Here is a 25,677-nt window from a genome sequence, read left to right as displayed (position 1 = left end):
CGGTCACAGGATCTCTCGCGGTCACAGGATCTCTCGCGGTCACAGGATCTCTCGCGGTCACAGGGCCTCCTCGCGTCCGAACAGGCCGGCGGGGCGCCACAGCAGCACGGCGGCCATCAGGATGAACACCAGCGTCTGCGACAGCGACGGGACGTAGTAGTTGCCGAGGGCCGACACGAGGCCGACCGCGAAGCCGGCGGCGACCGAGCCGAACACCGACCCCAGTCCGCCGATCACGACCACCGCGAACACCGTGATGATCAGGTCGGAGCCCATCAGCGGGTTGACCGCCCGCATCGGCGCGGCGAGCACGCCGGCGAACGCGGCGAGCGCGATGCCGAACCCGAACACCGGCGTCACCCAGCGGGCGACGTCGATGCCGAGGGCGCGCGACAGCTCGGGCCGCTCGGTCGCCGCCCGGACGATCATGCCGACGCGGGTGCGGGTCAGCACCACCCACACGGCGCCGCACACCAGCACCGACACCGCCAGCACGAACACCTGGTAGGTCGGGTAGGTGAACAGGCCGAGGTCGATCGACCCGTCCAGCGCGGACGGGCGCGGGTAGGGCTGCGACTGCACCCCGTACTTGCGCTTCACCAGGTCCTGGAGGATCAGCGCGAGCCCGAAGGTGAACAGGAAGTTGTAGAGCGGGTCGAGCGGCGCGAGCCTGTGGATGAACAGCCGCTCCAGCAGCACGCCCGCGATCCCGAGGACGACGGGCACGATCAGCAGCGCGAGCCAGAAGTTCACGCCGAAGGAGTCGAGCAGCACGAAGGAGCCGAAGGCGCCGAGCATGTAGAACGCGCCGTGCGCGAAGTTGACCACGCCCAGCATCCCGAAGATGACGGCCAGGCCGAGGGCGAGCAGGGCGTAGAAAGCCCCGCCCACCAGCCCGTTGAACGCCTGTTGCAGCACGTCGCGGCCCGCCTAGAGGGAGCAGGACGGGTCGGGCTGCTGGAACGCCTCCGCCGCCGGGATCGTGCTGACGATCTTCTCGTAGTCCCAGGGCTCCTTGACCTCGCTCTTGGGCTTGACCTCGGCGACGTAGGCGTCGTGGGTGAGCAGGTGGTCCTCGGCGCGGATCGTGCCGGTGGAGGTGAAGGCGTCGTTGACCTTGGCGCCTTCGAGCTGCTTCACCACGTCGTCGGACTTGTCGGTGCCGCCGCGCTGCACGGCCTCCAGGTACTGGAGCGCCGCCGAGTAGTCGGCCGCCTGCACGGCCGTCGGGCGGGCGCCGGTCTTCGCCTTGAACTTGTCGGCCCAGGCGCGGTTGCCGGGGTTGGCGTTCCAGTACCAGAAGTCGGTGAAGCGGGTCCCGGCGAGGGCGTCCGAGCCGAGCGAGTGGATGTCGGTGATGAACATCAGGCCCGCGGCGAGCTTCACGCCCTTGTCGCGCAGCTTGTACTCGTTGTACTGCTTGACCAGGTTGACGAGGTCGCCGCCGGCCTGCATGGCGCCGAGCACCTGCGGCTTGGGCTTCAGGCCCGGGGCCTTCAGCAGGAACGTGGAGAAGTTGTCGTTCGGGAACGGCGTCGGGTCGCTCTTCACGACGCTGCCCCCGGCGCCCTTGATGGCCGTCGTGAACGTCTTCTGCATGTCCTGCCCGAACGCGTAGTCCGGGTAGACGATGTACCAGTTCTTACCGCCGTCCTTGGTGACGCCGGTGCCCGTCCCGTGGGCGAGCATGTAGCTGTTGTAGCCGTAGTGGAAGGTGTACTTGTTGCACTGCTTGCCTTCCAGCTCGGTCGTCGCGGCGCCGACGTCGATGAACAGCTTCTTCTTGTTCTTGGCGACGGTGGCGACGGCGAGCGCGGCGGACGAGGTGGGCACGTCCAGGATCAGGTCGGCCTTCTTGCGGTCGTAGAGCTCCTGGGCCTTGGAGTTGGCGACCTCGGGCTTGTTCTGGTGGTCGGCGGAGATGACCTCGATCTTGTCGGTCACGGCCTTGCCGCCGTACTTGGCCTTGAAGTCGGCGACGGCCATCTTCACCGCCTCGACGGCGTTCTTGCCCGAAAGGTCGGCGTAGACGCCGGACTGGTCGGTCAGCACCGCCAGCACCAGCTTGTCATCGCTGATCTTCCCCCCGCCCCCGCCGGGTCCGCCCGCGCAGCCGGCCAGCAGCGCTCCGGCGGTCGCGAGCGCGGCCGAGCGTCCGAGAACTCTCATCGGGGTCTCCCTATATTCCGAGGTACTGGAGGAGTTCGCTCTCGCGGGCGCGGACCTCGTCGTTGTCCATGGACTCGACGATCCGGCCCTCGGCGAGCAGGTGGTGGCGGTCGGCGACGGTCGCGGCGAAGTGCACGTTCTGCTCGATGAGCAGGACGGTCACCCCGGCCGCCTTGACCTCGCGGAGGATCTCGCCGATCTGCTGGACGATCAGCGGCGACAGGCCCTCGGTGGGCTCGTCGCACAGGAGCAGGCGGGCGCCGGTCCGCAGCACCCGGGCGAGCGCGAGCATCTGCTGCTCGCCGCCCGACAGCTTCGTCCCGGGGAACCGGCGCCGCTCCCGCAGACGCGGGAAGGTCTCGTACACCCGCTCCAGCGACCAGGGGTCGGGGCCCGTCACGGGCGGCAGGGTGAGGTTCTCCTCCACCGAGAGCGTCGCGAAGATGCCGCGGTCGTCGGGGACGTAGCCGAGGCCGCGCCGGGCGCGCCGGTGCGGGCTCAGGCCGGAGATGTCCTCGTCCAGGAACCGGACCGTGCCCGACGCGCCCCGGTGCAGCCCCATCAGGGAGCGCAGGAGCGTGGTCTTCCCGGCGCCGTTGCGCCCGACGAGGGTGACGATCTCCCCCTCGTCGACGTGCAGCGACACCTCGCGCAGGGCCTGGGCCTCGCCGTACCAGGCCGACAGTCCGTCAATGCGCAGCATGGGAGTCTCCGAGGTAGGCGGTGACGACGCGGGGGTCGTGGCGGATCTCGGCGTAGGGGCCCTCGACGAGGACCTGGCCGTGCTGCAGGACGGTGACCCGGTCGGCGAGGCTGGAGACGACGCTCATGTTGTGCTCGACCATCACCACGGTCCGCCCGTCGCGCACCTTCTTGATGAGGTCGACGGTGCGGCCGACGTCCTCGACGCCCATGCCGGCGGTCGGCTCGTCCAGGAGCAGCACCTTCGGGTCCAGCGCGAGGGCCAGCGCCAGTTCGAGGGCGCGCTTGCGGCCGTAGGCCAGCGACCCGGCCGGGACGTCCGCGTGCTCGTCCAGCCCGACCTGCCCGAGCAGTTCGGCGGCGCGCTCGGAGTGGCGGCCGAGCGCCTTGTCCGAGCGCCAGAACCGCCAGCCGAGGCCGGTGCGCCCGGCGAGCGCCAGCTCCACGTGCTGGCGCGGCGTGAGCTCGGCGAACAGGCTCGTGATCTGGAACGACCGGGCGAGGCCGAGTCTGGCGATCAGCTCGGGGGGCCGCCCGGCCAGCTCGTGCGCGCCGAGCCGGACGCTGCCCGCGGTCGGCTTCAGGAATCCGGTGAGCAGGTTGAACAGCGTGGTCTTTCCCGCGCCGTTCGGCCCCACCAGCGCGTGGACGGACCCCTCGGCGACGTCGAGGTCCACGCCGTCCACGGCCCTGAAGCCGCGGAACTCCCTGACCAGGCCGCGCGCCGCCAGCACCGGGGCCTTACGGTCCGGGTCGCCCATGCGCCCTCCTCGCGCTCGTCGTGGACGGCCCGAATCGCACTCGGGCCGCCGTGACCGGGAACGCTAGGTGGCGCCCGCGGACCGGACCATGTGACCGGCACCCACATTCGGATGGCCGGATACGGGTGTGAGCCACATCACGCGCAGGTCACGACCACGGGCACATGGCGGGTCGACGCGATATGTGTGCGGGCCACGTGGCAGTGGTCACAACCGGCGCTCACCATGGCGGGCATCTGACGTCCGTCCCGAGGAGCCGGAATGCCCATCGTCCGCCCCGCCCTTACCGCCGGCACCGTGGCCGGCGCCCTCACCGCGGCCCTGGTCGCGCCCCTGGCCGTGCAGGCCGACGCGCGGCAGAGCCCCGGCTGCGCGCCCGGGCTCGCGGTGCCGGGGGCGGAGAAGCAGGTGGCCGCCTGCCTCGGCGACCTCACGACCGCGGGGACGGCCGGCTCGGGCCACACCGTCCCGGCCGACTGGGCCGGGCTGCACGCCGCCGGGACGCGCAACCCGTCCGGGGTGCCGGGCGTCCAGCTGGACGGCTACTTCCCCGACACTTCGACGTTCAACACCAACAACGGCTGGAACCACGACGCCCAGTTCGTCATCCGCCTGCCCGAGCGGTGGAACGGCGGGCTCGTCGTCGCCGGCTCGCCCGGCACCCGGCGGCAGTACGCCAACGACTTCACCATCTCCGACTGGGCGCTCGCCAAGGGCTACGCCTACGCCGCGACGGACAAGGGCAACAGCGGCGCCGAGTTCTTCAAGGACGGCCGCCGCCCCGGCGACGCCGTCGTCGAATGGAACGAGCGGGTCACGCAGCTCACGCGGGCCGCGAAGAAGGTCGTCGCGCAACGGTACGGGCGCGCCCCGCGCCGCACGTACGCGGCCGGGATCTCCAACGGCGGATACCTCGTCCGCTGGCAACTGGAGAACCGCCCAGAGCTGTACGACGGCGGCATCGACGCGGAGGGCACGCTCTGGCGCGCCGACGGCCCGAACCTGTTCACCTACCTGCCGCAGGTGCTGCGCGCCTACCCGTCCTACGCGGCCACCGGCGACCCGTCCGCCCACAAAGCCCTCCTGAACGCGGGTCTCGCCCCCGGCTCGGAGTTCCTCTGGCCGTTCCACGACCAGGTCTATTGGGGACTCACCCAGCGCATCTACCGCGAGGAGTTCGACCCCGCCTACACGGGAGAGGAGGCCGCCTACGACTACGCCGCGCGTCCGAGGAGCGTCCACCGTGCCGTCGCCCGCGTGGCCCTCACGGGCCGCATCCGCAAGCCCCTGATCACCCTTCACGGCACCTACGACACGCTCCTGCCCATCGGCACCGACTCCGACGTCTACGCGAAGCTCGTCCGCGCCATGGGAAAGGCGCTCTACCGCTACTACCGCCTGGAGGCCGCCAACCACGTCGACGGCCTCTACGACTCCTTCCCCGACCGCCTGCGCCCGCTCCTGCCGTGCATGCGCACGGCCTTCACGGCCCTGGAGTCCTGGACGCAGCACGGCACCACGCCACCGAAGAGCGCCACGCTCCCCCGCCCCGCCTCGGGCGACACCGTGAACACCTGCTCCCTCAGCTAGGGGAAAACCATGAAACCCACCCCGTTCATCGCGGCCGCCGCGCTCGCCTTAACGACCGTCAGCGCGTCGCCCGCGTCCGCGGCCGCCGCCGCGCTTCCCCGCCACTCGATCAGCGCCTCGTACGTCAGCGGCGTCTCGTCCGGCGGCTACATGGCCGACCAGCTCCACATCGCCTACTCCGGGACGTTCCGTGGCGCCGGCATCTTCACCGCCGGGCCCTACCACTGCGCGCGGGGCGACGTGACGACCGCGCAGCTCGCGTGCATGAACGACCTCTACGACGACAACCCCGCGGAACTGGAGCGGACGGCCCGCGACCGCTCGGCGCAGGGACGCGTGGACCCGGTGGGCAACCTGTCCGGGCACCCGGTGTGGATCTACCACGGGACGAACGACTCGACGGTGAAGCAGTCGGTGAACGACGACCTCGCCGGCTTCTACCGGGACTTCGGGGCCAGCGTCTCCTACACCAAGACCTCGCCGTCCGGGCACGCCTGGGTCAGCCCGCTCGGCCCCAACCCCTGCTCGGCCACCTACACCCCCTACATCAACAAGTGCGGTGACGACCCGGAGCGCTCGATGCTGGGGCACCTGTTCGGGTCCGTGGCCTCGCCGGCGTCCTCACCGGGCGGCACGCTCATGGAGTTCGACCAGAACGCCTACGCGCCGGGCGGGAGCGCCTCGTCCATCAGCATGGACGCGACGGGCTTCGCCTACATCCCGGCGAGCTGCCAGTCGGGGACGTGCAGGCTGATGGTGGCGCTGCACGGCTGCCAGCAGGGCCGCGGCGTCGTCGGGAACGCGTTCGCGACGAAGACCCACCTCAACGAGTACGCCGACACCAACGGCATGATCGTCCTGTATCCGCAGGCCACCGCGTCCAGCTGGCTGGGCGGCAACCCGCAGGGCTGCTGGAACTGGTGGGGCTACGGCGGCGACACCGCCTACGACATGAAGGGCGGCAAGCAGGTCGAGACCATCATGCGCATGGTCCACGCCCTCGGCGGCTGACGTCTCACGGGTCGAGTTCGCCGCGTCTCACCCGCCCCAGAAAGGCGGCGAACTCGGAGCCCCCGAAGCGGAGAACGGTTCCGGCCGGCGCCTTGGAATCGCGGACGAGCACGGCCGGGGCCCGGCCGCCGGCGGCAATTCCGGCGGCCAGTTCGACGCATTCGTCACCGGCGGCACTACGGGTGCTCTTACGCCATTCGAGGGCGGCACCATGAGACGTCGTTGTCATTAACGGAGATTCACTGTTCTACTAGTACGCCCTGGCGATGCGCGCGATGAGGTCACGCGAACCGGCGTCGTCGAGCGCATTACCGCAAATTTTCTCGAACGCGCTCGTAAAACGGAAGACCTGGCTCTCATCTTCGATGATGAGACTACCGCCCATCTGCTCGATGTAAACGATATCCGGGTACTCGGGTTCCTGGAACTTCAGAATGCTGAAGTCCGTGAGCCCGCCAGGATAGCCGTTGTCAAAAGGAATGACCAGAATTCTCACATTCGACTGCATCCCGGCCTCCAGCAGGTACTCCAGCTGGCCCCGCATCACCGCGTCGTCGGCGATCCGCCGGCGCAGCGCCCCCTCGTCCAGGACGGCGAAGAGCTCCATCGCCTCGAGGGAGCGCAGCCGGGCCTGCCGCTTCAACCGGATCTCGACCTGCCGGTCGACCTCGCCGGGAGACAGCGCGGGGACGTTGGCCATCATGCAGGCGCGGGTGTAGTCGGCCGTCTGCAGCAGGCCGTGGATGATCGCCACCCGGTAGGAGTGCATCGCCTGCGCGTCGGCCTCCAGGCCGATGAAGGCGGCGTAGCGCTCCCCGAGCGTCTCGCCGTAGGTCTCCCACCAGCCCCGTTCGCGCGCGGCCCGGGCCAGCTTGACGTAGCGCTCGACCGCCGCCTCCTCCACCCCGTAGAAGGCGAGCAGGCGGTGCAGGTCCGGGACGGTGATCAGGGTGTAGGCGGTCTCGATCCGGGAGACCTTGGCCGTCGACCAGCGCATCTCGGCGGCGACCTGGTCGATCGTCACTCCGGCGCGGGTGCGCAGGCCGCGCAGTTCGCGGGCGAGCTGACGGGCCCGCACGGACGGCGACTGGCGGACCGCCATGGCCTCCTCCTGAAAACTCTCGTGCAGAGTTACAAGAAATCCTACATGCAACCTTGCACGAACGCCGGCGGGCGCGCAACATACGAAGAGGGGGCAGTGGGCGCGTCGGCCATGACCGAAGGCAGAGGTGTGATGAGGACCGGGGTATTACGAACGCCAGGTCACCCGCCGGGGTAGCGGATGAGCAGCGCAGCGGCGAACACGGCGGCGGCGAACACAGGGGCGGAGAACACGGCGGCGACGGACGCGGCGGACGTGCCGTTCACCGTCCCGGTGACCGACCGACTGACGTATCACTTTCTCATCGCGGTCGACATCGAGGGCTACAGCAAGCTGAGCACGGCGGAGCAGAAGCAGGTCCAGCTCGATCTGCACGAGGTCCTGGAGAGCGCGGCGGCCGCGGCCGGTCTCGACCGGCGGGCCTGGCTGCGGCAGGTCGGCGGCGACGGCGAGATGGCGATCCTTCCGCCCGACACCGACGGGCTGCTGGTGCTCGTGTCCTATCCGCGCGCGCTGGCCGCCGCGCTGGCCGAGCTCAACGAGGAGCGCAGGCCGCCGATCAGGCTGCGGGTGGCGATGCACCACGGTCCGCTGTCCGACGGGCTCTTCGGGGCGGTGGGCCAGGCGCCGATCGTCGTCTCCCGGCTCCTCGACTCGCAGGAGCTGCGGGACGAACTGCGCGCCGACCCCGCCCGCGAGATGGCTCTGATCGTCTCCTCGTCCCTCTACAGCGACATCGTCGAGACCGGGTTCGAGGGCCTGGCGCCGGAGGAGTTCTCCCCCGTGGAGATCATCGCCAAGGGCGCCTCCTTCCCCGGGCACATCCACCGGAGGCCGTGCTGACCGTCAGAGCTTCGCGCGCGTCCAGGCGAGGAGGTCGTCGGCGGGGAGAGCGTTGACGACCCGCGACGCCGGCACCCCGCACCGGGCGGCCCGCTCGCAGCCGAACGGCTGCCAGTCGAGCTGCCCGGGCGCGTGGGCGTCGGAGTCGACGGAGAAGCGGCAGCCCGCCTCGACCGCCAGGCGCAGCAGGCGCTTCGGCGGATCGAGGCGCTCCGGGCGGGAGTTGATCTCGACGGCGACGTCGTAGGCGGCGCAGGCGTCGAAGACGAGCGCCGCGTCGAACTCCGACTCCGGACGCAGGCCGCCGCGCCTGCCGCCGGCCTTCACGATGCGCCCGGTGCAGTGGCCGAGGACGTTCACGCGCGGGTTCGCTATCGCGGCGACCATCCGCTTGGTCATGGCGACGCGGTCCATGCGGAGCTTGGAGTGCACGCTCGCGACGACGACGTCGAGGCGGTCGAGGAGCTCGGGCTCCTGGTCGAGCGCGCCGTCCTCCAGGATGTCGACCTCGATGCCGGTGAGGATGCGGAACGGCGCCAGGGAGGCGTTGAGCTCGGCGACGACGTCGAGCTGGCGGCGCAGACGGTCGGCGGACAGGCCGTTCGCGACCTTCAGGCGCGGCGAGTGGTCGGTGAGCGCGAGGTAATCGTGGCCCAGGGAGCGGGCGGTCTCGGCCATCTCCAGGATCGGGGACCCGCCGTCGGACCAGTCGCTGTGGGTGTGCAGGTCGCCTTTGAGGGCGGAGCGGAGCGCGGCCGTGGCCTCGTCCAGAGGCTCACCCTCGGTGGCCTCCAGGCGGCGCAGGTAGACGGGGGTCTCGCCGCGCAGCGCCTCCTCGATCACCAGGGCGGTGACCTTGCCGATGCCGGGCAGCGCGGTGAGCGTCCCGTCGCGCGCGCGGCCGGCCAGCTCGTCCGGGGCCGTCCGCTCGGCGCGGTCGGCGGCCGTGCGGAACGCCCGCACGCGGTAGGTCGGCTCATGGGCGCGCTCCAGCAGGAACGCGATGCGGCGCAGCGCTTCGACGGGCTCCACGCCTCGCACCGTACCCAGGTATGACCCGGCACGTCCCACCACGGTGTCATCCGAGCGAGACCGGGGCTCCCTAGCCTGGGGCCATGTCCGGGGAGAATCTGACGCTGCGCGGCGTCCTGCGGGACGTGCTGCTCGCCGCCGCCGTGACCGGCAGGGCCGAACCGGCGCCGCTGAACCGGCCGTGGCCCCTGCTGCTGCGCTGGACGCGGTACATCGGCGTGGGGCGGCTGCCGTACGGGCTGGTCGCGAACCTGTTCGGGCTGGCCCTCACCGTCGGGCTCGTCGCCGGGACGGTGTCGCTGCTGACCACCGAGACGATGCGGCGCGGCCTCGACGTGTCCGACGGGACGAAGTTCTTCATCGCCGTCGCCGTGACGGCGCCGCTGGCGCTGCGGGACCGGCACCCGCTCGGCGCGTGGCGGCTGAGCTTCCTGGCGATGGCGCTGATCGACGTCGGCGACTGGCTGACCGTCCCCTACGTCCCGGCGGGCTCGTTCGCGGCGGTCGTGACCGTGTACACGGTCGCGGTGCGCTGCTCGCGCGACGTCACGCTGGGCGTCGCGATCATCTCGTTCGCCGGAGTGTGGATCAAGGATCCGGCGTCGGGGGCCGGGGCGTCGGTGCTGCTCCTGCTGCCGCTGGCGGTGGGGTACGCCGTCCGCGTCCGGCAGACGTCGCGGCGCGAGCTGGCCGAGCAGGAGAAGCGGCACCAGGACGCCGAGGCGGTGCTGACCGAGCGGCAGCGGATCGCGCGGGAGCTGCACGACGTCGTCGCGCACCACATGTCGATGATCGCCATCCAGGCGGAGGCCGCACCGTACAAGGTCGAGACCGTCCCGGACGAGACGCGCCGCGACCTCGCCGAGATCCGCGCGACCGCGCTCGACGCGCTGACGGAGCTGCGCCGCATCCTCGGCGTCCTGCGCGCGGAGGACGGCGCCGACACCGCCCCGCAGCCGAGCCTGGAGCGGCTGGACGAGCTCGTCGGCAACGCGCGCGGCGCCGGGCTGCGCGTCGAGACCCGGCTGGACGGCGACCTGGCGGGACTGCCCCCCGGCGTGGGGCTCACCGCGTACCGGATCCTGCAGGAGGCGCTGAGCAACGCCATGCGGCACGCGCCCGGTTCCCGCGTCGAGGTCGAAGCGTCCTGCGACGGCGGCATAGTGTGGCTCGGCGTCGTCAACGGCCCGCCCGCGGGCGGCCCGGGGTCCGTTCCGCCGCTTCCCGGCGGCGGCCACGGGCTGGTCGGGATGCGGGAGCGGGCCGCCGCGCTGGGCGGCGAGCTGACCGCCCGCCCCACGTCCGAGGGAGGATTCGCCGTGACCGCATCGCTGCCGGTGAAGGCGCGGGAGGCGACGTGACGATCCGGGTCGTGATCGTCGACGACCAGGGCATGGTGCGCACCGGCTTCGGCGTGCTGCTGAACGCCCAGCCCGACATCGAGGTCGCGGGCGAGGCCGCCGACGGCGCGGAGGGGCTGCGCCGCGTCGCCGAGGTGCGTCCCGACGTGGTGCTGATGGACGTCCGGATGCCGGTCATGGACGGCCTGGAGGCGACCCGCCGGCTGCTCGCCGGCGCCGGGGACGGCGCCCCCAAGGTCCTCATGCTGACGACGTTCGACCTGGACGACTACGTCTACGAGGCGCTGCGGGCCGGCGCCAGCGGGTTCCTGCTCAAGGACGCGTCCGCGACCGAGCTCGCCGACGCGGTGCGGGTGGTGGCGGCGGGCGACGCGCTGCTGTCCCCGTCGGTCACGCGGCGGCTCATCGCGGAGTTCTCCCGGCTCGGGGGCCCGCGCGCGCCGTCCCGCAAGCGGCTGGAGGAGCTGACCGAGCGGGAGACCGAGGTGCTCGCGCTGGTGGCGCGCGGCCTGTCCAACGGCGAGATCGCCGGGCGGCTCGTCGTCGCCGAGCAGACCGTCAAGACGCACTTCGGGCGGATCCTGATGAAGCTCGGGTTGCGCGACCGCCCGCAGGCGATCGTCTACGCCTACGAGGTGGGGCTGGTGCGGCCCGGCGACTGACGCCGGCCGCGTCCTGTCATACCGGGGGCTCATCCCGTCATACCGGGGGCGCACGGCACGGAACGGCACCGTCGGCCGATGTGCGCTGACACGTCTGATTCCTACCTTCCTGATCAGTGCTCCACCCCACTGACCAGGAAGGACCCCCCGGATGCCCAGCGTTCGCAGGACCGTCGCCGCCGTCTCGGTGCTGGCCGCGGCCGGCTCGACGGCCGCCGCGGGGCACGCCGAGGTGTACGCGCCGCCGGCACCGGCCCCCGCACTGTCGGCGTCGGCCCTCGACGCCCGTTTCCAGGCGGCCGGCCGGGACATCACGCGCGCCCTGGCCACCGCGGCGCGCGTCCATGACGAGGGGCGGGCACGGGCCCTGTCCGCCTTCGCGGGGCCGGACCGGCGGTTCCTGTCGTTCGACGCGCGAGGCGACGGGCGCGCTGTGGAGGTCCTGGGCGACCTCCGGCACGCCGACCGGATCGCGGTGGTCGTGCCCGGCGCGGACAACTCGCTGGCCAACTACGACTCGCCCAAGTTCGTCGGCGGCGGCAGCCGGGCGCTCTACCGGCAGGCCCGCGCCGCCGCGCCCGGCGCGCGGATCGCCGTCATCGCCTGGCTCGGCTACGACTCCCCCTCGACGCTGAGCGCCGGCGCCCTGACCAGCGGACGTGCGGAGAAGGGCGCGCGGGGTCTCCAGCGCCTCCTCGCCGGCGTGCACGCGGTGAACGGGCGGGCCCGGTTCGCCCTGCTCTGCCACAGCTACGGCTCGGTGGTCTGCGGCAGGGCCGCCCGGCGCCTGCCGCCCCTGCCGGTGGACGACATCGTCCTGTTCGGCAGCCCCGGCACCACCCTGCGCCACGTCTCCGACCTCGGGACGTCGGCGCGGGTCTGGGCGGGCCGGGCGAAGGGCGACTGGGTGCGGTACGTCCCCCACGTCCGGTTCGCCGGGCTGGGGTTCGGCGCCGATCCCGTCTCGCCCGGCTTCGGCGCCCTGCGCTTCGACGCCGGGACGGGTCCCCACAGCGGCTACCTGAAGCCCGGCTCCCTCGCGCTGCGCAACCTCGCCCTGATCGCCCTCGGGCGCGACGCGGAGGTCACCCGTGCCTGAAAACCGGAGCCGCGGCGGCGACGGGGGCAGAGACAGGGCCGTGGACGCCCTGCGCGCCTTCGCGATCCTCGGCGTCGTCCTCGGCCACTGGCTCGTCACCGCGCTCGTCGTGGACTCCCCTGGCCGCCGGCTCCACGTCGCCAGCCCGCTCAAGGCGATGCCCGAACTGGCGCCCCTCACCTGGGTCCTGCAGACGCTCGCCGTGTTCTTCCTCGTCGGCGGCTACTCGGCGGCGAAGAGCCTGCGCCCCGGCGAACCCTGGAGCCGCCGCATGCGGCGGCGCCTGGCGCGCTTCGCCCGACCCCTCCCGGCCCTGGCGATCGTCTGGGTCGCGGCCGCCGCGGCCCTGCCGCGCGCCGGTCTTCCGGAGAGCAGCGTCCGCGCGCTGATCGAACTGGTGCTGAGCCCGCTGTGGTTCCTCTGCGTCTACGTGGTGCTGACGGCGTTCACCCCGCTCATCGCGGCCGCCTGGACCCGCTTCGGGCTCGCCGGAGCGGCGCTCCTGGTCGCCGCGACCGCGGGGATCGACCTCGGCCGCTTCGCCCTGGGCGCGCCCGGCTGGACGGGCTGGGCCACCGTCCTCACCGCCTGGCTCCTGCCGTTCTACCTCGGGGTGGGCTGGGCGAACGGAGCGCTGCGGTCCCGCGGGGCCGGGCTCGCGCTGCTGGGCGGCGGCACAGCGGCGACCGCGCTGCTCGTCCTGTCGGCCGGATACCCGGCGAGCATGGTCGGCGTCCCGGGCGCCGCGGTCTCCAACCTCAGCCCGCCGACGCTGGCGGCGGTCGCGTTCGGCCTCGCCCAGACGGGCCTCGCGACGCTGCTGCACGGACCCCTGACCCGCTGGACGCGACACGCCCGGGCGCGATCGGCCGTCGCGGCGGCCAACCGCTCCGCGATGGCGATCTACCTCTGGCACCAGACCGCACTGCTCACCGTCACCATGGGCGCACTGTTCGCGTTCGGTAGCCTGAAGGGGTTGCACACCGTTCCCGACCAGCCGGAATGGATCGCCGAGCGCCTCGCGTGGCTGGTCGCCTCCGGCGGCGCGCTCGCCGCCGGCGGGGCACTGGCCGCCGCGTTCCCGAGACCGCGGCGGCACGCGCGGGACACGATCGCGGGGAACCAACCCGCTCCCCGGCCCGTACTTCTCCAGAGGCGTCTCCTGATCCACCGGGGGGTGAGCCCGACCCACGCTGAACGATCTTCGATGGTAGAAAGGCGCCGATGCCGCCGCACCTCACGACGACCGCGCCGCGCCCCGCGCGACGGCACGCCCGCCGCCTCCGCCGGGCCACCGCCGCCGCCGCGTCCATCGGGGTGGTGCTGATGACGACCGCCGGGACGGGCCATGCCGACCCCTACGCGGCGCCCGTCGCGGTCCCGAGGATGGCGCCGTCGACGCTGGACGTCCGGTACGCCGCCGAGCGCCGCTCCATCGAGGAGGCCCTCAAGACCGCGGAGAAGCTCGGCGACACCGACCGGCGGAAAGCGCTGGGCGCGTTCCTCCAGCCCGGACGCCGGTTCCTCTACTTCGACCCGCGCGGCCGCGGGCGGGCCATCGAGGTCGTCGGCGACCTCACCCGGGCACGGCGCGTCGCGGTGCTCGTCCCCGGCGCGGACACCACGCTGTCCGCGTTCGACAAGCGAGGCGGCAAACCCTGGTCGACGCCCGGCGGGGGCGCACGCGCCGTCTACCAGCAGGCCCGCTCCCTGTCGCCCCAGCCCGGCCTGGCGGTCGTCGCCTGGCTCGGCTACGCGGCGCCCAAGACGTTCAGCAGCGACGTCCTCACCGCCGAGCGGGCCGCCGAAGGCGCCGTCCAGCTCCGCAAATTCATGAAGGGCGTCCACCAGGTCAACCCGGGCGCGAGCGTGGGCCTCCTCTGCCACAGCTACGGCTCGGTGGTCTGCGGCCGGGCCGCCCTGGGCGGCCCCGACGGCGCCGCCTGGAGGCAGGTCACCGACATCGCCCTCTACGGCAGCCCGGGGACGACCGCGTGGTCGGCGTCCAGGCTGGGCGGGTCGGCCCGCGTCTGGGCGGGACGTGGCTCGACCGACTGGATGGAGGACGTCCCGCACGTGCGGTTCCTCGGGCTCGGGCTCGGTCCCGACCCGGTTTCCGCGAGGTTCGGCGCCCGGGTCTTCGACGCCGGGCACGGCGGCCACAGCGACTACCTCGCCCCGGGCACGGCGTCGCTGCGCAACCTCACCGACATCGCGCTCGGACGCGCCTCCGCGGTGACCCCCGACTGACCCGGTTTGAGCACTTCCGGCCAGGACACCGCGGGTGTGGTGGCACTCTGTTGTGGTGAACACCGCGAACGAGGCCGAGATCCGCGAGCAGACCACCCAGCGTCTGGAGAAGGCGATGGGGACCTTCGGCACCGCGGCGCTGACCAGCATGGAGGAGCAGCTCCCCTGGTTCCGGCGCATGCCCGCCGACCAGCGCTCCTGGATCGGCCTCGTGGCGCAGGCCGGCATCGCCGCGTTCGTGGAGTGGTTCAAGAGCAACGAGCGCACCCGCCCCGCCATCGCCGGGGAGGTGTTCGGCACCGCGCCCCGCGAGCTGCTGCGCTCCATCAAGCTCCAGCACACCATCGACATGATCCGCGTCATCATCGACGTGGTGGAGACCCGGCTGGACGAGCTGGCCGCGCCGGGCGGCGAGGCCCAGCTGCGCGAGGCCATCCTGCGCTACACCCGGGACGTGGCGTTCGGCGCCGCCCAGGTCTACGCCCGCGCCGCCGAGACGCGCGCCGCCTGGGACGCCCGCCTGGAGGCCCTCGTCGTCAACGCGGTGCTGCGCGACGAGGTCGACGACGGCATGCACTCCTGGGCCGCCGCCCTCGGCTGGACGTCCAAGCCCGTCACCGTCATCGCCGGCTTCACCCCGGAGGACGAGGAACCCGAGGTCACCATCGACCAGATGCAGCTGGCCGCGCGCCGCGCCCGCGCCGACGTGCTGGCCGGCGTCCAGGGGCACCGGGTCGTGGTGATCGTCGGCGGCGACACCGACCCCATGGACGCCGCCCGCCCGATCGCCGCCAAGTGCGGGCCCGGCCCGGTCGTCGTCGGCCCGCAGGTCGCCGACCTCTACGAGTCCACGAGCTCCGCCCGCGCCGCCGTCGCCGGGCTGCGCGCCGCCTCCGGGTGGCCGGACGCGCCTCGCCCCGTCCTCGCCACCGAGCTCCTCCCCGAGCGCGCCCTCGACGGCGACGACGACGCGCGCCGCTACCTGGTGGACAGCGTCTACAACCCGATGCTCGCCGCCGGCGCCCCGCTCCTGGACACGCTCACCACCTACCTCGAACAGGGATCGTCGCTGGAGGCCACCGCCCGGCTCCTGTTCGTCCACCCCAACACCGTCCGCTACCGGCTGCGCCGCGTCGCCGAGCTGACCGGCCTGGCCCCCACCGACGGCCGCAACGCCTTCACCCTCCGCATCGCCCTGGTCCTCGGCCGCTTCCACGCCCGCGCCGCCAGGACGACCGGGTAGCGGGGACGGCCCGGGAGTGAGGAGCGTCGCACCGAGGGTCTCAGCCGGGGCTACAGGCGCTCACCAGGGTTTCTTGTAGGGGTCGTACAAAGCGCCAAGACCAAAGTTCGTCGTGATCGGCATCGTGGGCGCGGGCACATGACGGCAGGCTGGACGCTGTGATTCTCCTCGCATCGCCCGGCCAGGGCGCCCAGACCCCCGGCTTCCTGCAGCCATGGCTAGAGAGACCCGGAGTCGCCGACCGGTTCGCCTGGTGGTCGGCGGTCACGGGTCTGGACCTGGTGCGCTACGGGACGTCCGCGGACGCCGAGGAGATCCGCGACACCGCGGTCGCGCAGCCGCTGCTGGTCGCCGCCGCGATCGCCGCGTACGAGGCCCTCTACGACGGCGCCCCCGGCGGCAGGACCGGGCCGGACGCCGTCGCCGGGCACAGCGTGGGCGAGCTGGCCGCCGCCGCGATCGCCGGGGTGCTCACCCCCGAGGCCGCGCTGGTCCTCGTCCGGGAGCGGGGCCGGGCGATGGCCGAGGCCGCCGCCGTCACCGAGACCGGCATGACGGCCGTGCTCGGCGGCGAGGCCGACGAGGTCCTCGCCGCGATCGACAAGCACGGCCTCACCCCCGCCAACGTCAACGGCGCCGGCCAGGTCGTCGCCGCCGGGACGACCGAGCGCCTCGCGAAGTTCGCCGACGAGCCGCCCGCCAAGGCGCGCCTGCGGCCGCTGTCGGTCGCGGGCGCCTTCCACACCGAGCACATGGAGCCCGCCGTCGGCGCCCTGCGCCGCCTCGCGCCCGGGGTGCCCGTCTCCGACCCGCGGGCGAAGCTGCTCCAGAACCGCGACGGCGCCGTCGTCGAGAGCGGCCGCGACTTCGTCGCCCGGCTCGTCGAGCAGGTCAGCGCCCCCGTCCGCTGGGACGCGTGCATGGCGACCATGCGCGAGCTCGGCGTCACCGCGATCATCGAGCTGCCGCCCGCCGGGACGCTCACCGGCCTGGCCCGGCGCGAGCTGAAGGGCATCGAGCTGGTCGCCCTCAAGACCCCCGCCGACCTGGACAAGGCCCGCGAGCTGATCGAGGCGGACGCGTCATGACCGCCGGGCTCAGCATCCCCGAGACGGCGCCCGGCGCCCGCGTCCTGGCGTTCGGCGACTACCGCCCCGCCCGCATCGTCACCAACGACGACCTCGCGCTGACCGTCGACACCAACGACGAGTGGATCCGCAGCCGCGTCGGCATCTCCGAGCGGCGCATCGCCGGCGACGACGAGGGCATCGTCGAGCTCGGCGTGCACGCCGCCGGCAAGGCGCTCGCGGGCAGCGGCCTCGCCCCCTCCGACATCGACCTGGTGATCCTGGCGACCTGCTCGGCGGAGACGCCGATGCCGGGCCACGCCGCCCAGGTCGCGCACCGCCTCGGCATCGAGGCGCCCGGCGCGTTCGACCTCAACGCCGCCTGCGCCGGCTTCTGCTACGCGCTCGGCACCGCCAGCGCCGCCGTCCGGGCGGGCAGCGCCCGCAACGTGCTGGTGGTCGGCGCCGAGAAGATGTCCCAGTGGATCGACTGGACCGACCGGTCCACCTGCATCATCTTCGCCGACGGCGCGGGCGCGGCGGTCGTCGCGGCCAGCGAGACCCCCGGCATCGGCCCCGTCGTGTGGGGCAGCGCCGGCGACAAGTACGACAAGATCATCATCGATGACCGCAACTCGTTCATCCGGCAGGAGGGGCAGGCGGTCTTCCGCTGGGCCACCACCGCCATCGCGCCTGTCGCGCTCCAGGCGTGCGAGCGGGCCGGGGTCAAGCCCGAGGAGCTCGCCGCCGTCGTCCCGCACCAGGCCAACCTGCGGATCATCGAGGCGATCGCCCGGAAGGTGAAGGCGTCCAACGCCGTCATCGCCGACGACATCGTGCAGTCGGGCAACACCTCGGGCGCCTCGATCCCGCTGGCGCTGTCCCGAATGATCGAACGCGGCGACGTGCCGTCCGGCGCCCCGGCCCTGCTGGTCGGGTTCGGCGCCGGGCTGTCCTACGCTGCCCAAGTCATCCAGATCCCGTAGGCCGTCACGCCTGCTCGGAGGCTCTGGACCAACCCACCGAAGGAGAACGCAGAACCATGGCAGTCGCCACCGAACAGCAGATCCTGGACGGCCTCGCCGAGATCATCGACGAGATCGTCGGCATCGACAAGTCCGAGGTCACCCCGGAGAAGAACTTCATCGACGACCTCGACATCGACTCCCTGTCGATGGTGGAGATCGCGGTGGCCGCCCAGGACCGGTTCAACGTCGAGATCCCCGACGACGAGCTGCGCAACCTGAAGACGGTCAAGGACGTCATCAACTTCGTCCAGAACCTGCAGAGCTGAGCCGCGGGAGGGCGCGCCGCCACCCGGGAGGCGGCGCGCCCTTCTTCCTCCCCTCACAGTCCGCAAGGAGCACGCACTATGAGCAAGAGCCAGACCAGGGTCGTCGTGACCGGTCTCGGTGCAACGACCCCACTCGGCGGCGACATGCCGTCGACCTGGTCCGCCCTGCTCGCCGGCGAGTCCGGTATCCGCAAACTGGACTGGGAGGGGGTCGAGGACCTGCCGGTCCAGTTCGCCGCGACCCTGAAGGTCGACCCGTCCGAGGTGATGCCGAAGCAGAACCTGCGCCGCCTCGACCGCAACCAGGCGATCGCGCTGATCGCGGCGCGGGAGGCCTGGACGTCCGCCGGGTTCGCCGCGCCGACGGGCGGCAAGGGGCAGAAGGGCATGGAGCGCCCCGGCGTCGACGGCGGCTACACCGTGGACGGCGAGCGCCTCGGCGTGGTGCTGTCCAGCGGCATCGGCGGCCTGCACACCGCCCTCAACAGCTATGACGTCTTCCGGGAGAAGGGCTGGTCGCGGGTCTCGCCCTTCACCGTCCCGATGCTGATGCCGAACGGCGCCTCCGGGCACGTCGGCATCGAGTTCGGCGCGATGGCCGGCTCGCACGCCCTGGTCAGCGCCTGCGCGTCCAGCGGCGAGGCCGTCGGGTACGCCATCGACATGATCCGCGCGGGCCGCGCCGACGTGGTGATCTGCGGCGGCACCGAGTCGTGCATACACCCGCTGCAGATGGCCTCGTTCGGGGCCATGCGCGCGATGTCGACCCGCAACGAGGAGCCGTCGCGCGCGTCCCGGCCCTACGACAAGAACCGCGACGGCTTCGTGCTCGGCGAGGGCGCCGCCGTGATGATCCTCGAATCCGAGGAGCACGCCCGTGCCCGCGGCGCGGAGATCCACGGCATCGCCGCCGGCTGCGGCTACTCCGGCGACGCCTACGACATCGTGCTGCCCGACCCGTCCGGCTCCGGGCAGGCCAAGGCGATGCAGCGCGCCCTCAAGGACGCGGGCCTGGAGCCCGCCGACCTGGTGCACATCAACGCGCACGCCACCTCCACGCCCGCCGGCGACGTCGCGGAGCTCGCCTCCATCAAGGCGGGGCTCGGCGAGGAGGCCGCGCGCCAGGTGGTCATCACCGCGACCAAGTCGATGACCGGGCACCTGCTCGGCGGCGCGGGCGCGCTTGAGTCGATCTTCACGGTCCTCGCGCTCAAGGAGGGCCGCGTCCCGTTCGTGGCCAACCTGGAGGACCTCGACGACGAGGTCGACCTCGACATCGCGCGCGACGAGCCGCGCAAGCTCCCGGACGGTCCGGCGGCGGCGCTCAACAACTCGTTCGGTTTCGGCGGGCACAACGTGTCGGTCGCCTTCCAGCGCGCTCTCTGACCGTCCTCGTCGAACGGCCCGGCCGGGTTTCCCGCCGGGCCGTTCGCGCGTGCGCAGGCGCCCGCGCGTGCGCGCCCGTCCCGCCGCCGGGGCCGGTTCACCGGCGGGTGACGGCCCGCTCGAGCAGCTCCTGAAGGACGCGCTGCTGCTCGATGGTGAGCCCGGCCAGCGGTGAGTCCTGGGCCAGGAGTTCGAGGAGCCGTCCGCGGACCACGTCGCCGTCAGCGGTGAGGACGAGAAGCTTGGCGCGGCGGTCGGTGGGGTGCGCCCGGCGCTCGACCAGTCCCTGCTTCTCCAGCTTGTCGATGACGAAGGTGGCGTTGGAGGGCTCGCAGCTCATGCGCTCGGCGAGCTCCCGCATGGTCATCGGTCCCGTCATCTCCCGCAGCGCGGTGGCCTGGGCCGCGGTGAGGCCCAGGGTGACCGCGCGTTCGCGTACGTGATCGGCGATCTGCTGGGCCAGGCCGTTCACCAGTCCGCACACCTCGCGCTCGGCGACCGCCTGCGGTTCCCGGGGCGTTGTCATGCCTCCACCCTAGCAAGTGCATCAAGTCATGATAATTAGAGCTTGAATGTTTCTAGCTTGATGCTTATGGTGGTGCCGCCGCCGCCCGGCACGGCGGCGGCCTGACATCGAGGAAGGGAAGGGACCATGACGAACTCCGTGGCCGACCAGGCCGAGCGGTTGCGGCGGCCGGCGGGCATCCGCTCGCTCCTGCTGGGCGAGACGAGAGTGTCCTACGTACCGGACGGCGCCGTGCGGCTCCCTCCGCGCGGCTGGCTTCCGGACACCACCGAGGAGGCGTGGATCGCCAACCCGGACTACCTCGACGCCTCCGGTCACCTCGTGGCGAGCATCGGCGGCCTGCTGGTGGAGCACGGCGACCGCGCCCTGCTGATCGACGCGGGGTTCGGGCCGCAGGCCCTGCCCCCCGATCCGGGCACCCCGCGCGGCGACATCCACGGCGGCGCGCTTCTGGACAGCCTTGCCGCACTCGGGCGGCGGCCGGAGGAGATCGAGGCCGTCGCCTTCACCCACCTTCACCCCGATCACCTCGGCTGGGCCTGGCATCCGGCCCCGGGGAGCGACCGTCCCGCGTTCGCCCACGCCGACTACCTGGTCTCCGAGCCGGAATGGGCCGAACGCGACCGGATGGCGGCGCACGGCATGGCCGGCGAGGTCGCCGCCCTGGCGCCGCGCGTCAGGACGGTGACGGAGGGCCAGGAGATCTTCCCGGGGGTGCGGGTCCGGATCACCGCGGGTCACACGGCCGGTCACGCCGAGTACGTCATCTCCTCGGGCGGACAGCGGCTGATCGCGTTCGGCGACGCCCTGCACTCGCCGATCCAGATCGGCCACCCCGAGTGGTCCGCGTCCGTCGACCACGACCCCGCCCGGTCCGCCGACCACCGCCGCCGCCTCGTCGCCGAACTGGAGGAGCCGAACACGATCGGCTTCGGCGTCCACTTCGCCGACGTGGTGTTCGGCCGGGTCCAGCGGGCCGGCGACGGCCCCGCCTGGCGTCCCGTCGACGCGGACGCCTCCCCCGCCGCCGAGCACCGCCCGTGACCGCTCCGGCCTGTGACCGGGGCCTACGGGACCCTGAGGGTGACGAGCGCGATGTCGTCGCGCGGCACGCCGTTCTGGAAACCGACGACGCGGTCGACGATCCGGCCGGTGATGGCGCCGGCGTCGAGGCCCCGCACGTCGGACAGCAGGCCGGCGAGCCGCTCCTCGCCGAAGAACTCCCGGTCGCGGCGCGCCTCGCTGACGCCGTCGGTGAAGAAGAGGACGGTGTCGCCGGACCGCAGCTCCACGGACTCGTCGGCCAGCACCACGTCGTCGAGCACGCCGAGCAGGTCCCCGGGGCGGCCGATGCGCCGCACCTCACCGGAGGAGGCGACCAGCAGCGGCGCCGGATGGCCGCCGAGCGAGACGGTCAGGAGCGGCCCGCCGCGCGGACCGCGCTCGATGCCCGCGTAGACCGCGGTGCAGAACCGCTCCGCGCCGTGGCCCAGCAGGGACGAGTTCAGCTTCCGCAGGACGTCGGCGGGCGACTCGGCCTCCGTGGCCACCGCCCGCACCGTGTACCGGGCCAGGCTCGTCACCACCGCGGCCCCGGCCCCCTTGCCGCACACGTCCCCCAGCACCAGCCCCCACCGGGTGGGAGAGATCTCGAACAGGTCGTAGAAGTCCCCTCCCACCTCGTCGCCGGCCCCGGCCGGGCGGTAGGCGCCGCCCGCCTCCATTCCGGGCACGCGCGGCAGCGCGGGCGGGATGAAGCTGCGCTGCAGGGTCTCGGCGAGCTGCCGGGCGCGCGCCTCCGACTCCCGCGCGCGCCGGCGGGCGTCCAGCAGCTCCCGCTCGTACTCCCGGCGGTCGATGGCGCGGAAGACGCACACCCGGACGGCGGGAGCCCCGTCCGGTTCCTCCGGCCGCAGCGTCGAGTTGACCAGCACGGGCAGCCGCTCGCCGTCCACGCACTTCAGTTCGACGGCGATCTCGCGGACCTCGCCCTGCATGGTCAGCAGAGGCGCGAAGTGCGTCTCGTAGTAGATGCGGTCCCCGACGGGGAGCAGCTCCTGGAAGCGCGTGCCGCCGAGCAGGTCGTCGGCGCGGTAGCCCGTCCAGTCCAGGAACGTCTGGTTGACCCGGGTGATCGTCCCGGCCGGACGCAGCGACAGGTAGCCGCAGGGGGCGTGCTCGTAGAGGTCCCGGAGGCGGGCGAGTTCGTCATCCGCGCCGGACATCGGGGCCACTCGGAGCCTTCCCCAGAAAGGCCTTGATCGCCGCGATCGTCTCCTCGGGCGCGCTCAGGTTGGGGCAGTGCCCGGTCGCGCGCAGCCGCACCAGCTCGCTTCCCTGGATGGCGTGGTGCACGTAGTCCCCCACCGCCTCCGGGGCGATGATGTCCTCCGAGCACTGCAGGAGCAGGGTCGGGACGCTCAGCCCGGGCAGGTCGGCCCGGTTGTCGGACAGGAAGGTCACGCGCGCGAACTGCCGCATGATGTCGGGATCGGTACGGCAGAAGGCGTTGGTCAGCTCCCGCCCCAGCTCGGGCCGCTCCGGATTCCCCATGATCAGCGGCGCCATGCCGCTGGACCAGCCGAGATGGTTGCTCTCCAGTGACTCCAGGAGCTCGGTGATGTCGGCGCCGGTGAACCCGCCGACGTAGTCCCCGTCGTCGACGTAGCGGGGCGAGGGGCCGACCAGCACCAGACGGGCGAAGCGATGAGGCTCACGATTCGCCGCCAGCACCCCGATCATCGCGCTGACGGAGTGCCCGACGAAGATCACGTCGTGCAGGTCCAGCTCGTGGACGATGTCCAGCACGTCCTCGGCGTAGGCGTCCAGGGTGCCGTACCGGTCAGCCGAATAGGCCGACATATCCGAGTTCCCAAACCCGACGTGGTCGAAAAGGATGACCCGATGGTCGGACTCGAAGGCCGGCGCGGTGAGCCGCCACATCGTCTGGTCGCAGCCGAACCCGTGCGCGAAGAGCATGGGCTGCTCTGACCGTCGGCCCAGGTCCTGCACGTTGTTGCGGGTCAAAGCGGACATCTACCGAACGTGCCCCGGGCTCCCCGTCTCCACACCTCACGGGCCGCCCGGCGGCGGGCGTGGCCGCCTCCCGGCCACGGGGAGCGTACGAGTCGCGGGACGGGTACGCGCTCCGGGCGGGCGGCGCCGGCCGCGCCGCGGGTCCGTCAGACGGCGGCGTGCAGCCAGCGGACGGGGGCGCCGTCGCCGGCCCGGCGGAAGGGCTCCAGCTCGTTGTCCCACGGCGTGCCGAGCAGCCGGTCGAGCTCCTGCTCCAGCGTGGCCTTGCCGACGGCGGCGTTCGCCATCACCGCGCGGAGCCGGTCCTCGGGGATCATGATGTCGCCGCTGGCGCCGATGACCCCCGTGAACACCCCGAGGGTCGGGGTGAAGCTGAAGCGGACGCCGTCGGTGCCGGGCGTCGGATCCTCGGTGGCCTCGAACCGCACCAGTTTCCAGTTGCGCAGCGCGGAGGTGATGCCCGCGGCGGTACCGGGCCTGCCCTCCCAATGAAGCTCGGCGCGCAGCGTTCCGGGCGCGGCCGGCTGATCTGCCCACTCAAGGGAAACGGGCACCCCGAGAACACCTGCGGCGGCCCACTCGATGTGCGGGCTCAGCGCAGGTGGCGCGGAGTGGACGTAAAAAACGCCACGTGCGGTCACCGGACCTCCTGGATCTGTACCGAGGCTCGTCTTCCCCTACGGCCTCGTACGTCCCAAGTCGGCGTCCGCGTCCCTCATTGTGCATCATCGGCCGGAGTCGCACCACCGTGAGTTCGCAGTTTGTTGAACGCTTGAACACAGGATGCACATCGTTCACCCGGCGCCTCCGTCAAGATCCACTATTGCGAAGGGGAAGGAGGTGTGCGTCCCGTCCCCGGCGAGTGTGCGACCCCTCCCGGGTGAGACTCGTCACGGATGCCACCATCGGCCACCTTCCCCTCGTTCCCGGCACGGAGCGTCACCGTTCCGCCACGATGAGCGAAAGGGTCGGTTCGGCGGAGGCGAGGCTCGATGTTCGATCAACAGGCGCGGTTGGACCGGGTGCTGGCCCGGCATGCGGACGCGGTCGTCGTGGAGCCGCTGCCGGGGCGGCCGGCGCTGATCCGCCGGGACGAGATCCTGGTCGCGGGGCGGGACGCCGGCGCGGCCGAGTCGCTGGTCCGGCGCTGGTACGACTCGCGCCACGACGAGGGCGGCGTCACGCGGCTGCGGCTGCGCGCCCCCGCGAAGGTCGACGTGTGCGAGCTGGCGGCCGTCCTCGGCAACGCCGACCGGCGGCACCGGAGGCTGAGCGCGGCGCCGAACCACCTCGTCCTCGGCCAGCCGATGTGGTGGAGCGGGCCCGCGGACCTGCCCCGGCCGGCCCCTCCCGTGCCCGCGCCGCGGGGCGGCCCGGTCCGGCGGGACGTGACGGTCGCGATCCTGGACACCGGCCTGTCGCCGCACCCCTGGTACGAGGGCGAGGAGTGGTACCGCGAGCAGCGCGACGAGGTGGCCGAGGCCCTGGACGCCGATCTGGACTTCGCGCTGGACGCGCAGGCGGGGCACGGGACGTTCATCGCGGGCGTGGTGCTGTCCCAGGCGCCGTCCGCCATCCTGCGGGCCCGCCGCGTCATCGACGGCCACGGGATCGGCGACGAGCTGGACGTGATCCGGGCGCTGGAGTGGCTCGCCGCCTGGGGCCGCGCCGACATCGTCAACATCTCGCTCGGCTGCCACACCTACGACGACCGCCCCTCGCCCGTGCTCTCCCAGGCGGTCGCGGCGCTCGGCCGCCGCACCGTCGTCGTGGCGTGCGCGGGGAACGCGGCGACGGACCGCCCGTTCTGGCCCGCCGCGATGAAGCCCGTCGTCGGCGTCGCCGCGCTGGACGGCGACGACCGGGCCTGGTTCTCCAACCACGGCTGGTGGGTGGACGCGTGCGCGCAGGGCGTCGGCGTGGCCAGCGCCTTCGTCCGGTTCGACGGCCCCCGCCCCACGGTGGACGGTTCCGATCCCGACCGGTTCGACGGCTACGCCACATGGAGCGGGACGTCGTTCGCGACGCCGGTCGTGGCGGGACGGATCGCCGCCCTCGCCGCGCACGAGGGCATCGGGGCGGCCGAGGCGGCCGACCGCGTGCTCGACCCCGCGCGGCACCCGGTGCTTCCGGGTCTCGGCACCGAAGTGCACAGCGCGTCGCCGATCGATGCCATAGAGTGAAGGGGGAGCGGGGGGCCTCAGGAGGAGACTTCGGTGGCCCGTAGGGACGATACAGACGAGCTGGTGGTCCGGGCACGCGACGGCGACGGCGACGCGTGGGCCCGGCTGGTCGAGCGGCACAGCGGACTGCTGTGGTCGATCGCCCGCTCGTACGGTTTGAACGACGCGGACGCGGGCGACGCGGTGCAGACCACGTGGCTGCGGCTGGTGGAGCGGATCGACGAACTCCGCGAGCCCGCCGCGGCGGCATGCTGGCTCGCCACGACGGCGCGCCACGAGAGCCTACGGCTGGCGCGCCGGCGCGGCCGTGCGCTTCCGTCCGTGCCCGCGCCGCGCGAGCCGGAGCCCGACCCGGCGCGG

General features: G+C 72.6%; 27 protein-coding genes. 16 read left to right on the top strand and 11 right to left on the bottom strand.

Features of this window, described 5'->3' with window-relative positions:
• Positions 1-57 precede the first annotated feature (57 nt).
• From AB0K37_RS20210 to AB0K37_RS20195, 4 genes are read right to left on the bottom strand one after another with little or no spacing between them, the layout of a single operon-like run.
• Complete coding sequence (locus AB0K37_RS20210; protein ID WP_363983137.1) at positions 58-918, bottom strand: branched-chain amino acid ABC transporter permease; 861 nt, start codon at positions 916-918, stop codon at positions 58-60.
• Positions 919-930: 12 nt separating this feature from the next.
• Positions 931-2,169, bottom strand: a complete 1,239-nt coding sequence (locus AB0K37_RS20205) for an ABC transporter substrate-binding protein (RefSeq protein ID WP_363983134.1) — start codon at positions 2,167-2,169, stop codon at positions 931-933.
• A gap of 10 nt (positions 2,170-2,179) precedes the next feature.
• Positions 2,180-2,872: an ABC transporter ATP-binding protein gene (locus tag AB0K37_RS20200; protein WP_363983131.1), complete on the bottom strand. Its 693-nt coding sequence runs from the start codon at positions 2,870-2,872 to the stop codon at positions 2,180-2,182.
• Positions 2,859-3,632: an ABC transporter ATP-binding protein gene (locus AB0K37_RS20195; RefSeq protein WP_363983128.1), complete on the bottom strand. Its 774-nt coding sequence runs from the start codon at positions 3,630-3,632 to the stop codon at positions 2,859-2,861. The genes AB0K37_RS20200 and AB0K37_RS20195 overlap by 14 nt, the downstream gene beginning before the upstream one ends.
• 261 nt (positions 3,633-3,893) lie before the next feature.
• Here AB0K37_RS20195 and AB0K37_RS20190 point away from each other — a divergent pair, with 261 nt between their 5' ends.
• Together AB0K37_RS20190 and AB0K37_RS20185 are read left to right on the top strand one after the other, a co-directional pair.
• A complete protein-coding gene (locus AB0K37_RS20190; protein ID WP_363983125.1) occupies positions 3,894-5,222 on the top strand; it encodes a tannase/feruloyl esterase family alpha/beta hydrolase in 1,329 nt (442 codons plus the stop codon).
• Positions 5,223-5,231: 9 nt separating this feature from the next.
• Positions 5,232-6,233: a PHB depolymerase family esterase gene (locus AB0K37_RS20185; protein ID WP_363983122.1), complete on the top strand. Its 1,002-nt coding sequence runs from the start codon at positions 5,232-5,234 to the stop codon at positions 6,231-6,233.
• A gap of 4 nt (positions 6,234-6,237) precedes the next feature.
• Here the strand turns inward: AB0K37_RS20185 and AB0K37_RS20180 are convergent, their stop codons facing one another.
• Together AB0K37_RS20180 and AB0K37_RS20175 are read right to left on the bottom strand one after the other, a co-directional pair.
• Positions 6,238-6,462, bottom strand: coding sequence for a DUF397 domain-containing protein (locus AB0K37_RS20180; protein WP_363983119.1), 225 nt, complete (start codon positions 6,460-6,462; stop codon positions 6,238-6,240).
• 21 nt (positions 6,463-6,483) lie between these two features.
• Positions 6,484-7,335 carry a helix-turn-helix transcriptional regulator gene (locus tag AB0K37_RS20175; RefSeq protein ID WP_363983116.1) on the bottom strand — a complete coding sequence of 284 codons (852 nt, stop codon included), beginning with the start codon at positions 7,333-7,335 and terminating at the stop codon, positions 6,484-6,486.
• Positions 7,336-7,515: 180 nt separating this feature from the next.
• Here AB0K37_RS20175 and AB0K37_RS20170 point away from each other — a divergent pair, with 180 nt between their 5' ends.
• Positions 7,516-8,178, top strand: coding sequence for a hypothetical protein (locus AB0K37_RS20170; RefSeq protein WP_363983113.1), 663 nt, complete (start codon positions 7,516-7,518; stop codon positions 8,176-8,178).
• A 3-nt stretch (positions 8,179-8,181) separates the two neighbouring features.
• Here AB0K37_RS20170 and AB0K37_RS20165 read toward each other — a convergent pair whose 3' ends face one another.
• A complete protein-coding gene (locus tag AB0K37_RS20165) occupies positions 8,182-9,210 on the bottom strand; it encodes a PHP domain-containing protein (protein WP_363983110.1) in 1,029 nt (342 codons plus the stop codon).
• Between the two features lie 83 nt (positions 9,211-9,293).
• On the opposite strand from AB0K37_RS20165, the gene AB0K37_RS20160 reads away from it, so the two are divergent.
• The 10 genes from AB0K37_RS20160 (at position 9,294) to AB0K37_RS20115 (ending at position 19,572) form a co-directional block, all read left to right on the top strand.
• Positions 9,294-10,571, top strand: a complete 1,278-nt coding sequence (locus AB0K37_RS20160) for a sensor histidine kinase (RefSeq protein WP_363983107.1) — start codon at positions 9,294-9,296, stop codon at positions 10,569-10,571.
• Complete coding sequence (locus AB0K37_RS20155; RefSeq protein WP_345178654.1) at positions 10,568-11,233, top strand: response regulator transcription factor; 666 nt, start codon at positions 10,568-10,570, stop codon at positions 11,231-11,233. The genes AB0K37_RS20160 and AB0K37_RS20155 overlap by 4 nt, the downstream gene beginning before the upstream one ends.
• Positions 11,234-11,384: 151 nt before the next feature.
• Complete coding sequence (locus tag AB0K37_RS20150; protein ID WP_363983103.1) at positions 11,385-12,332, top strand: alpha/beta hydrolase; 948 nt, start codon at positions 11,385-11,387, stop codon at positions 12,330-12,332.
• Positions 12,325-13,659: an acyltransferase gene (locus AB0K37_RS20145; RefSeq protein ID WP_363983100.1), complete on the top strand. Its 1,335-nt coding sequence runs from the start codon at positions 12,325-12,327 to the stop codon at positions 13,657-13,659. The genes AB0K37_RS20150 and AB0K37_RS20145 overlap by 8 nt, the downstream gene beginning before the upstream one ends.
• Positions 13,659-14,582 carry an alpha/beta hydrolase gene (locus AB0K37_RS20140; protein ID WP_363983169.1) on the top strand — a complete coding sequence of 308 codons (924 nt, stop codon included), beginning with the start codon at positions 13,659-13,661 and terminating at the stop codon, positions 14,580-14,582. The genes AB0K37_RS20145 and AB0K37_RS20140 overlap by 1 nt, the downstream gene beginning before the upstream one ends.
• A gap of 55 nt (positions 14,583-14,637) precedes the next feature.
• Positions 14,638-15,825 (top strand): helix-turn-helix domain-containing protein, encoded by a 1,188-nt coding sequence (locus tag AB0K37_RS20135; RefSeq protein ID WP_363983097.1) that lies wholly within the window; start codon positions 14,638-14,640, stop codon positions 15,823-15,825.
• A 158-nt stretch (positions 15,826-15,983) separates the two neighbouring features.
• On the top strand, positions 15,984-16,913 hold the full coding sequence (locus tag AB0K37_RS20130; protein ID WP_363983094.1) for an ACP S-malonyltransferase: 930 nt from the start codon (positions 15,984-15,986) through the stop codon (positions 16,911-16,913).
• Positions 16,910-17,878: a beta-ketoacyl-ACP synthase III gene (locus tag AB0K37_RS20125; RefSeq protein WP_363983091.1), complete on the top strand. Its 969-nt coding sequence runs from the start codon at positions 16,910-16,912 to the stop codon at positions 17,876-17,878. Before AB0K37_RS20130 ends, AB0K37_RS20125 begins: the two co-directional genes overlap by 4 nt.
• A 56-nt stretch (positions 17,879-17,934) precedes the next feature.
• Complete coding sequence (locus AB0K37_RS20120) at positions 17,935-18,186, top strand: acyl carrier protein (protein ID WP_363983088.1); 252 nt, start codon at positions 17,935-17,937, stop codon at positions 18,184-18,186.
• A 78-nt stretch (positions 18,187-18,264) separates the two neighbouring features.
• Positions 18,265-19,572: a beta-ketoacyl-[acyl-carrier-protein] synthase family protein gene (locus AB0K37_RS20115; RefSeq protein WP_363983086.1), complete on the top strand. Its 1,308-nt coding sequence runs from the start codon at positions 18,265-18,267 to the stop codon at positions 19,570-19,572.
• Between the two features lie 97 nt (positions 19,573-19,669).
• On the opposite strand, the gene AB0K37_RS20110 is transcribed toward AB0K37_RS20115, so the two are convergent.
• Positions 19,670-20,098: a MarR family transcriptional regulator gene (locus AB0K37_RS20110; RefSeq protein WP_363983083.1), complete on the bottom strand. Its 429-nt coding sequence runs from the start codon at positions 20,096-20,098 to the stop codon at positions 19,670-19,672.
• Positions 20,099-20,224: 126 nt separating this feature from the next.
• On the opposite strand from AB0K37_RS20110, the gene AB0K37_RS20105 reads away from it, so the two are divergent.
• Positions 20,225-21,142 carry an MBL fold metallo-hydrolase gene (locus AB0K37_RS20105; RefSeq protein WP_363983080.1) on the top strand — a complete coding sequence of 306 codons (918 nt, stop codon included), beginning with the start codon at positions 20,225-20,227 and terminating at the stop codon, positions 21,140-21,142.
• Positions 21,143-21,165: 23 nt separating this feature from the next.
• Here AB0K37_RS20105 and AB0K37_RS20100 read toward each other — a convergent pair whose 3' ends face one another.
• From AB0K37_RS20100 to AB0K37_RS20090, 3 genes are all read right to left on the bottom strand, one after another.
• The gene (locus AB0K37_RS20100; protein ID WP_363983077.1) at positions 21,166-22,323 is read right to left on the bottom strand and encodes a SpoIIE family protein phosphatase; all 1,158 of its coding nucleotides are present in this window, start codon (positions 22,321-22,323) and stop codon (positions 21,166-21,168) included.
• Positions 22,307-23,134 (bottom strand): alpha/beta hydrolase, encoded by an 828-nt coding sequence (locus AB0K37_RS20095; RefSeq protein ID WP_363983074.1) that lies wholly within the window; start codon positions 23,132-23,134, stop codon positions 22,307-22,309. The genes AB0K37_RS20100 and AB0K37_RS20095 overlap by 17 nt, the downstream gene beginning before the upstream one ends.
• Before the next feature lie 146 nt (positions 23,135-23,280).
• The gene (locus AB0K37_RS20090; RefSeq protein ID WP_179836505.1) at positions 23,281-23,775 is read right to left on the bottom strand and encodes a DUF3145 domain-containing protein; all 495 of its coding nucleotides are present in this window, start codon (positions 23,773-23,775) and stop codon (positions 23,281-23,283) included.
• A 351-nt stretch (positions 23,776-24,126) separates the two neighbouring features.
• Between AB0K37_RS20090 and AB0K37_RS20085 the strand changes: the two genes are divergently transcribed.
• Positions 24,127-25,317 carry a S8 family serine peptidase gene (locus AB0K37_RS20085; protein WP_363983071.1) on the top strand — a complete coding sequence of 397 codons (1,191 nt, stop codon included), beginning with the start codon at positions 24,127-24,129 and terminating at the stop codon, positions 25,315-25,317.
• 33 nt (positions 25,318-25,350) lie between these two features.
• A partial coding sequence (locus tag AB0K37_RS20080; RefSeq protein ID WP_363983068.1) for a sigma-70 family RNA polymerase sigma factor occupies positions 25,351-25,677 on the top strand: 327 nt, incomplete at its 3' end.

This window comes from Actinomadura sp. NPDC049753, from assembly GCF_040674655.1.
In the GTDB taxonomy this organism is placed as follows: domain Bacteria; phylum Actinomycetota; class Actinomycetes; order Streptosporangiales; family Streptosporangiaceae; genus Spirillospora; species Spirillospora verrucosospora.
Note: the sequence above shows the minus strand (reverse complement) of the source record. Positions and strands in the feature narration are given on the sequence as shown.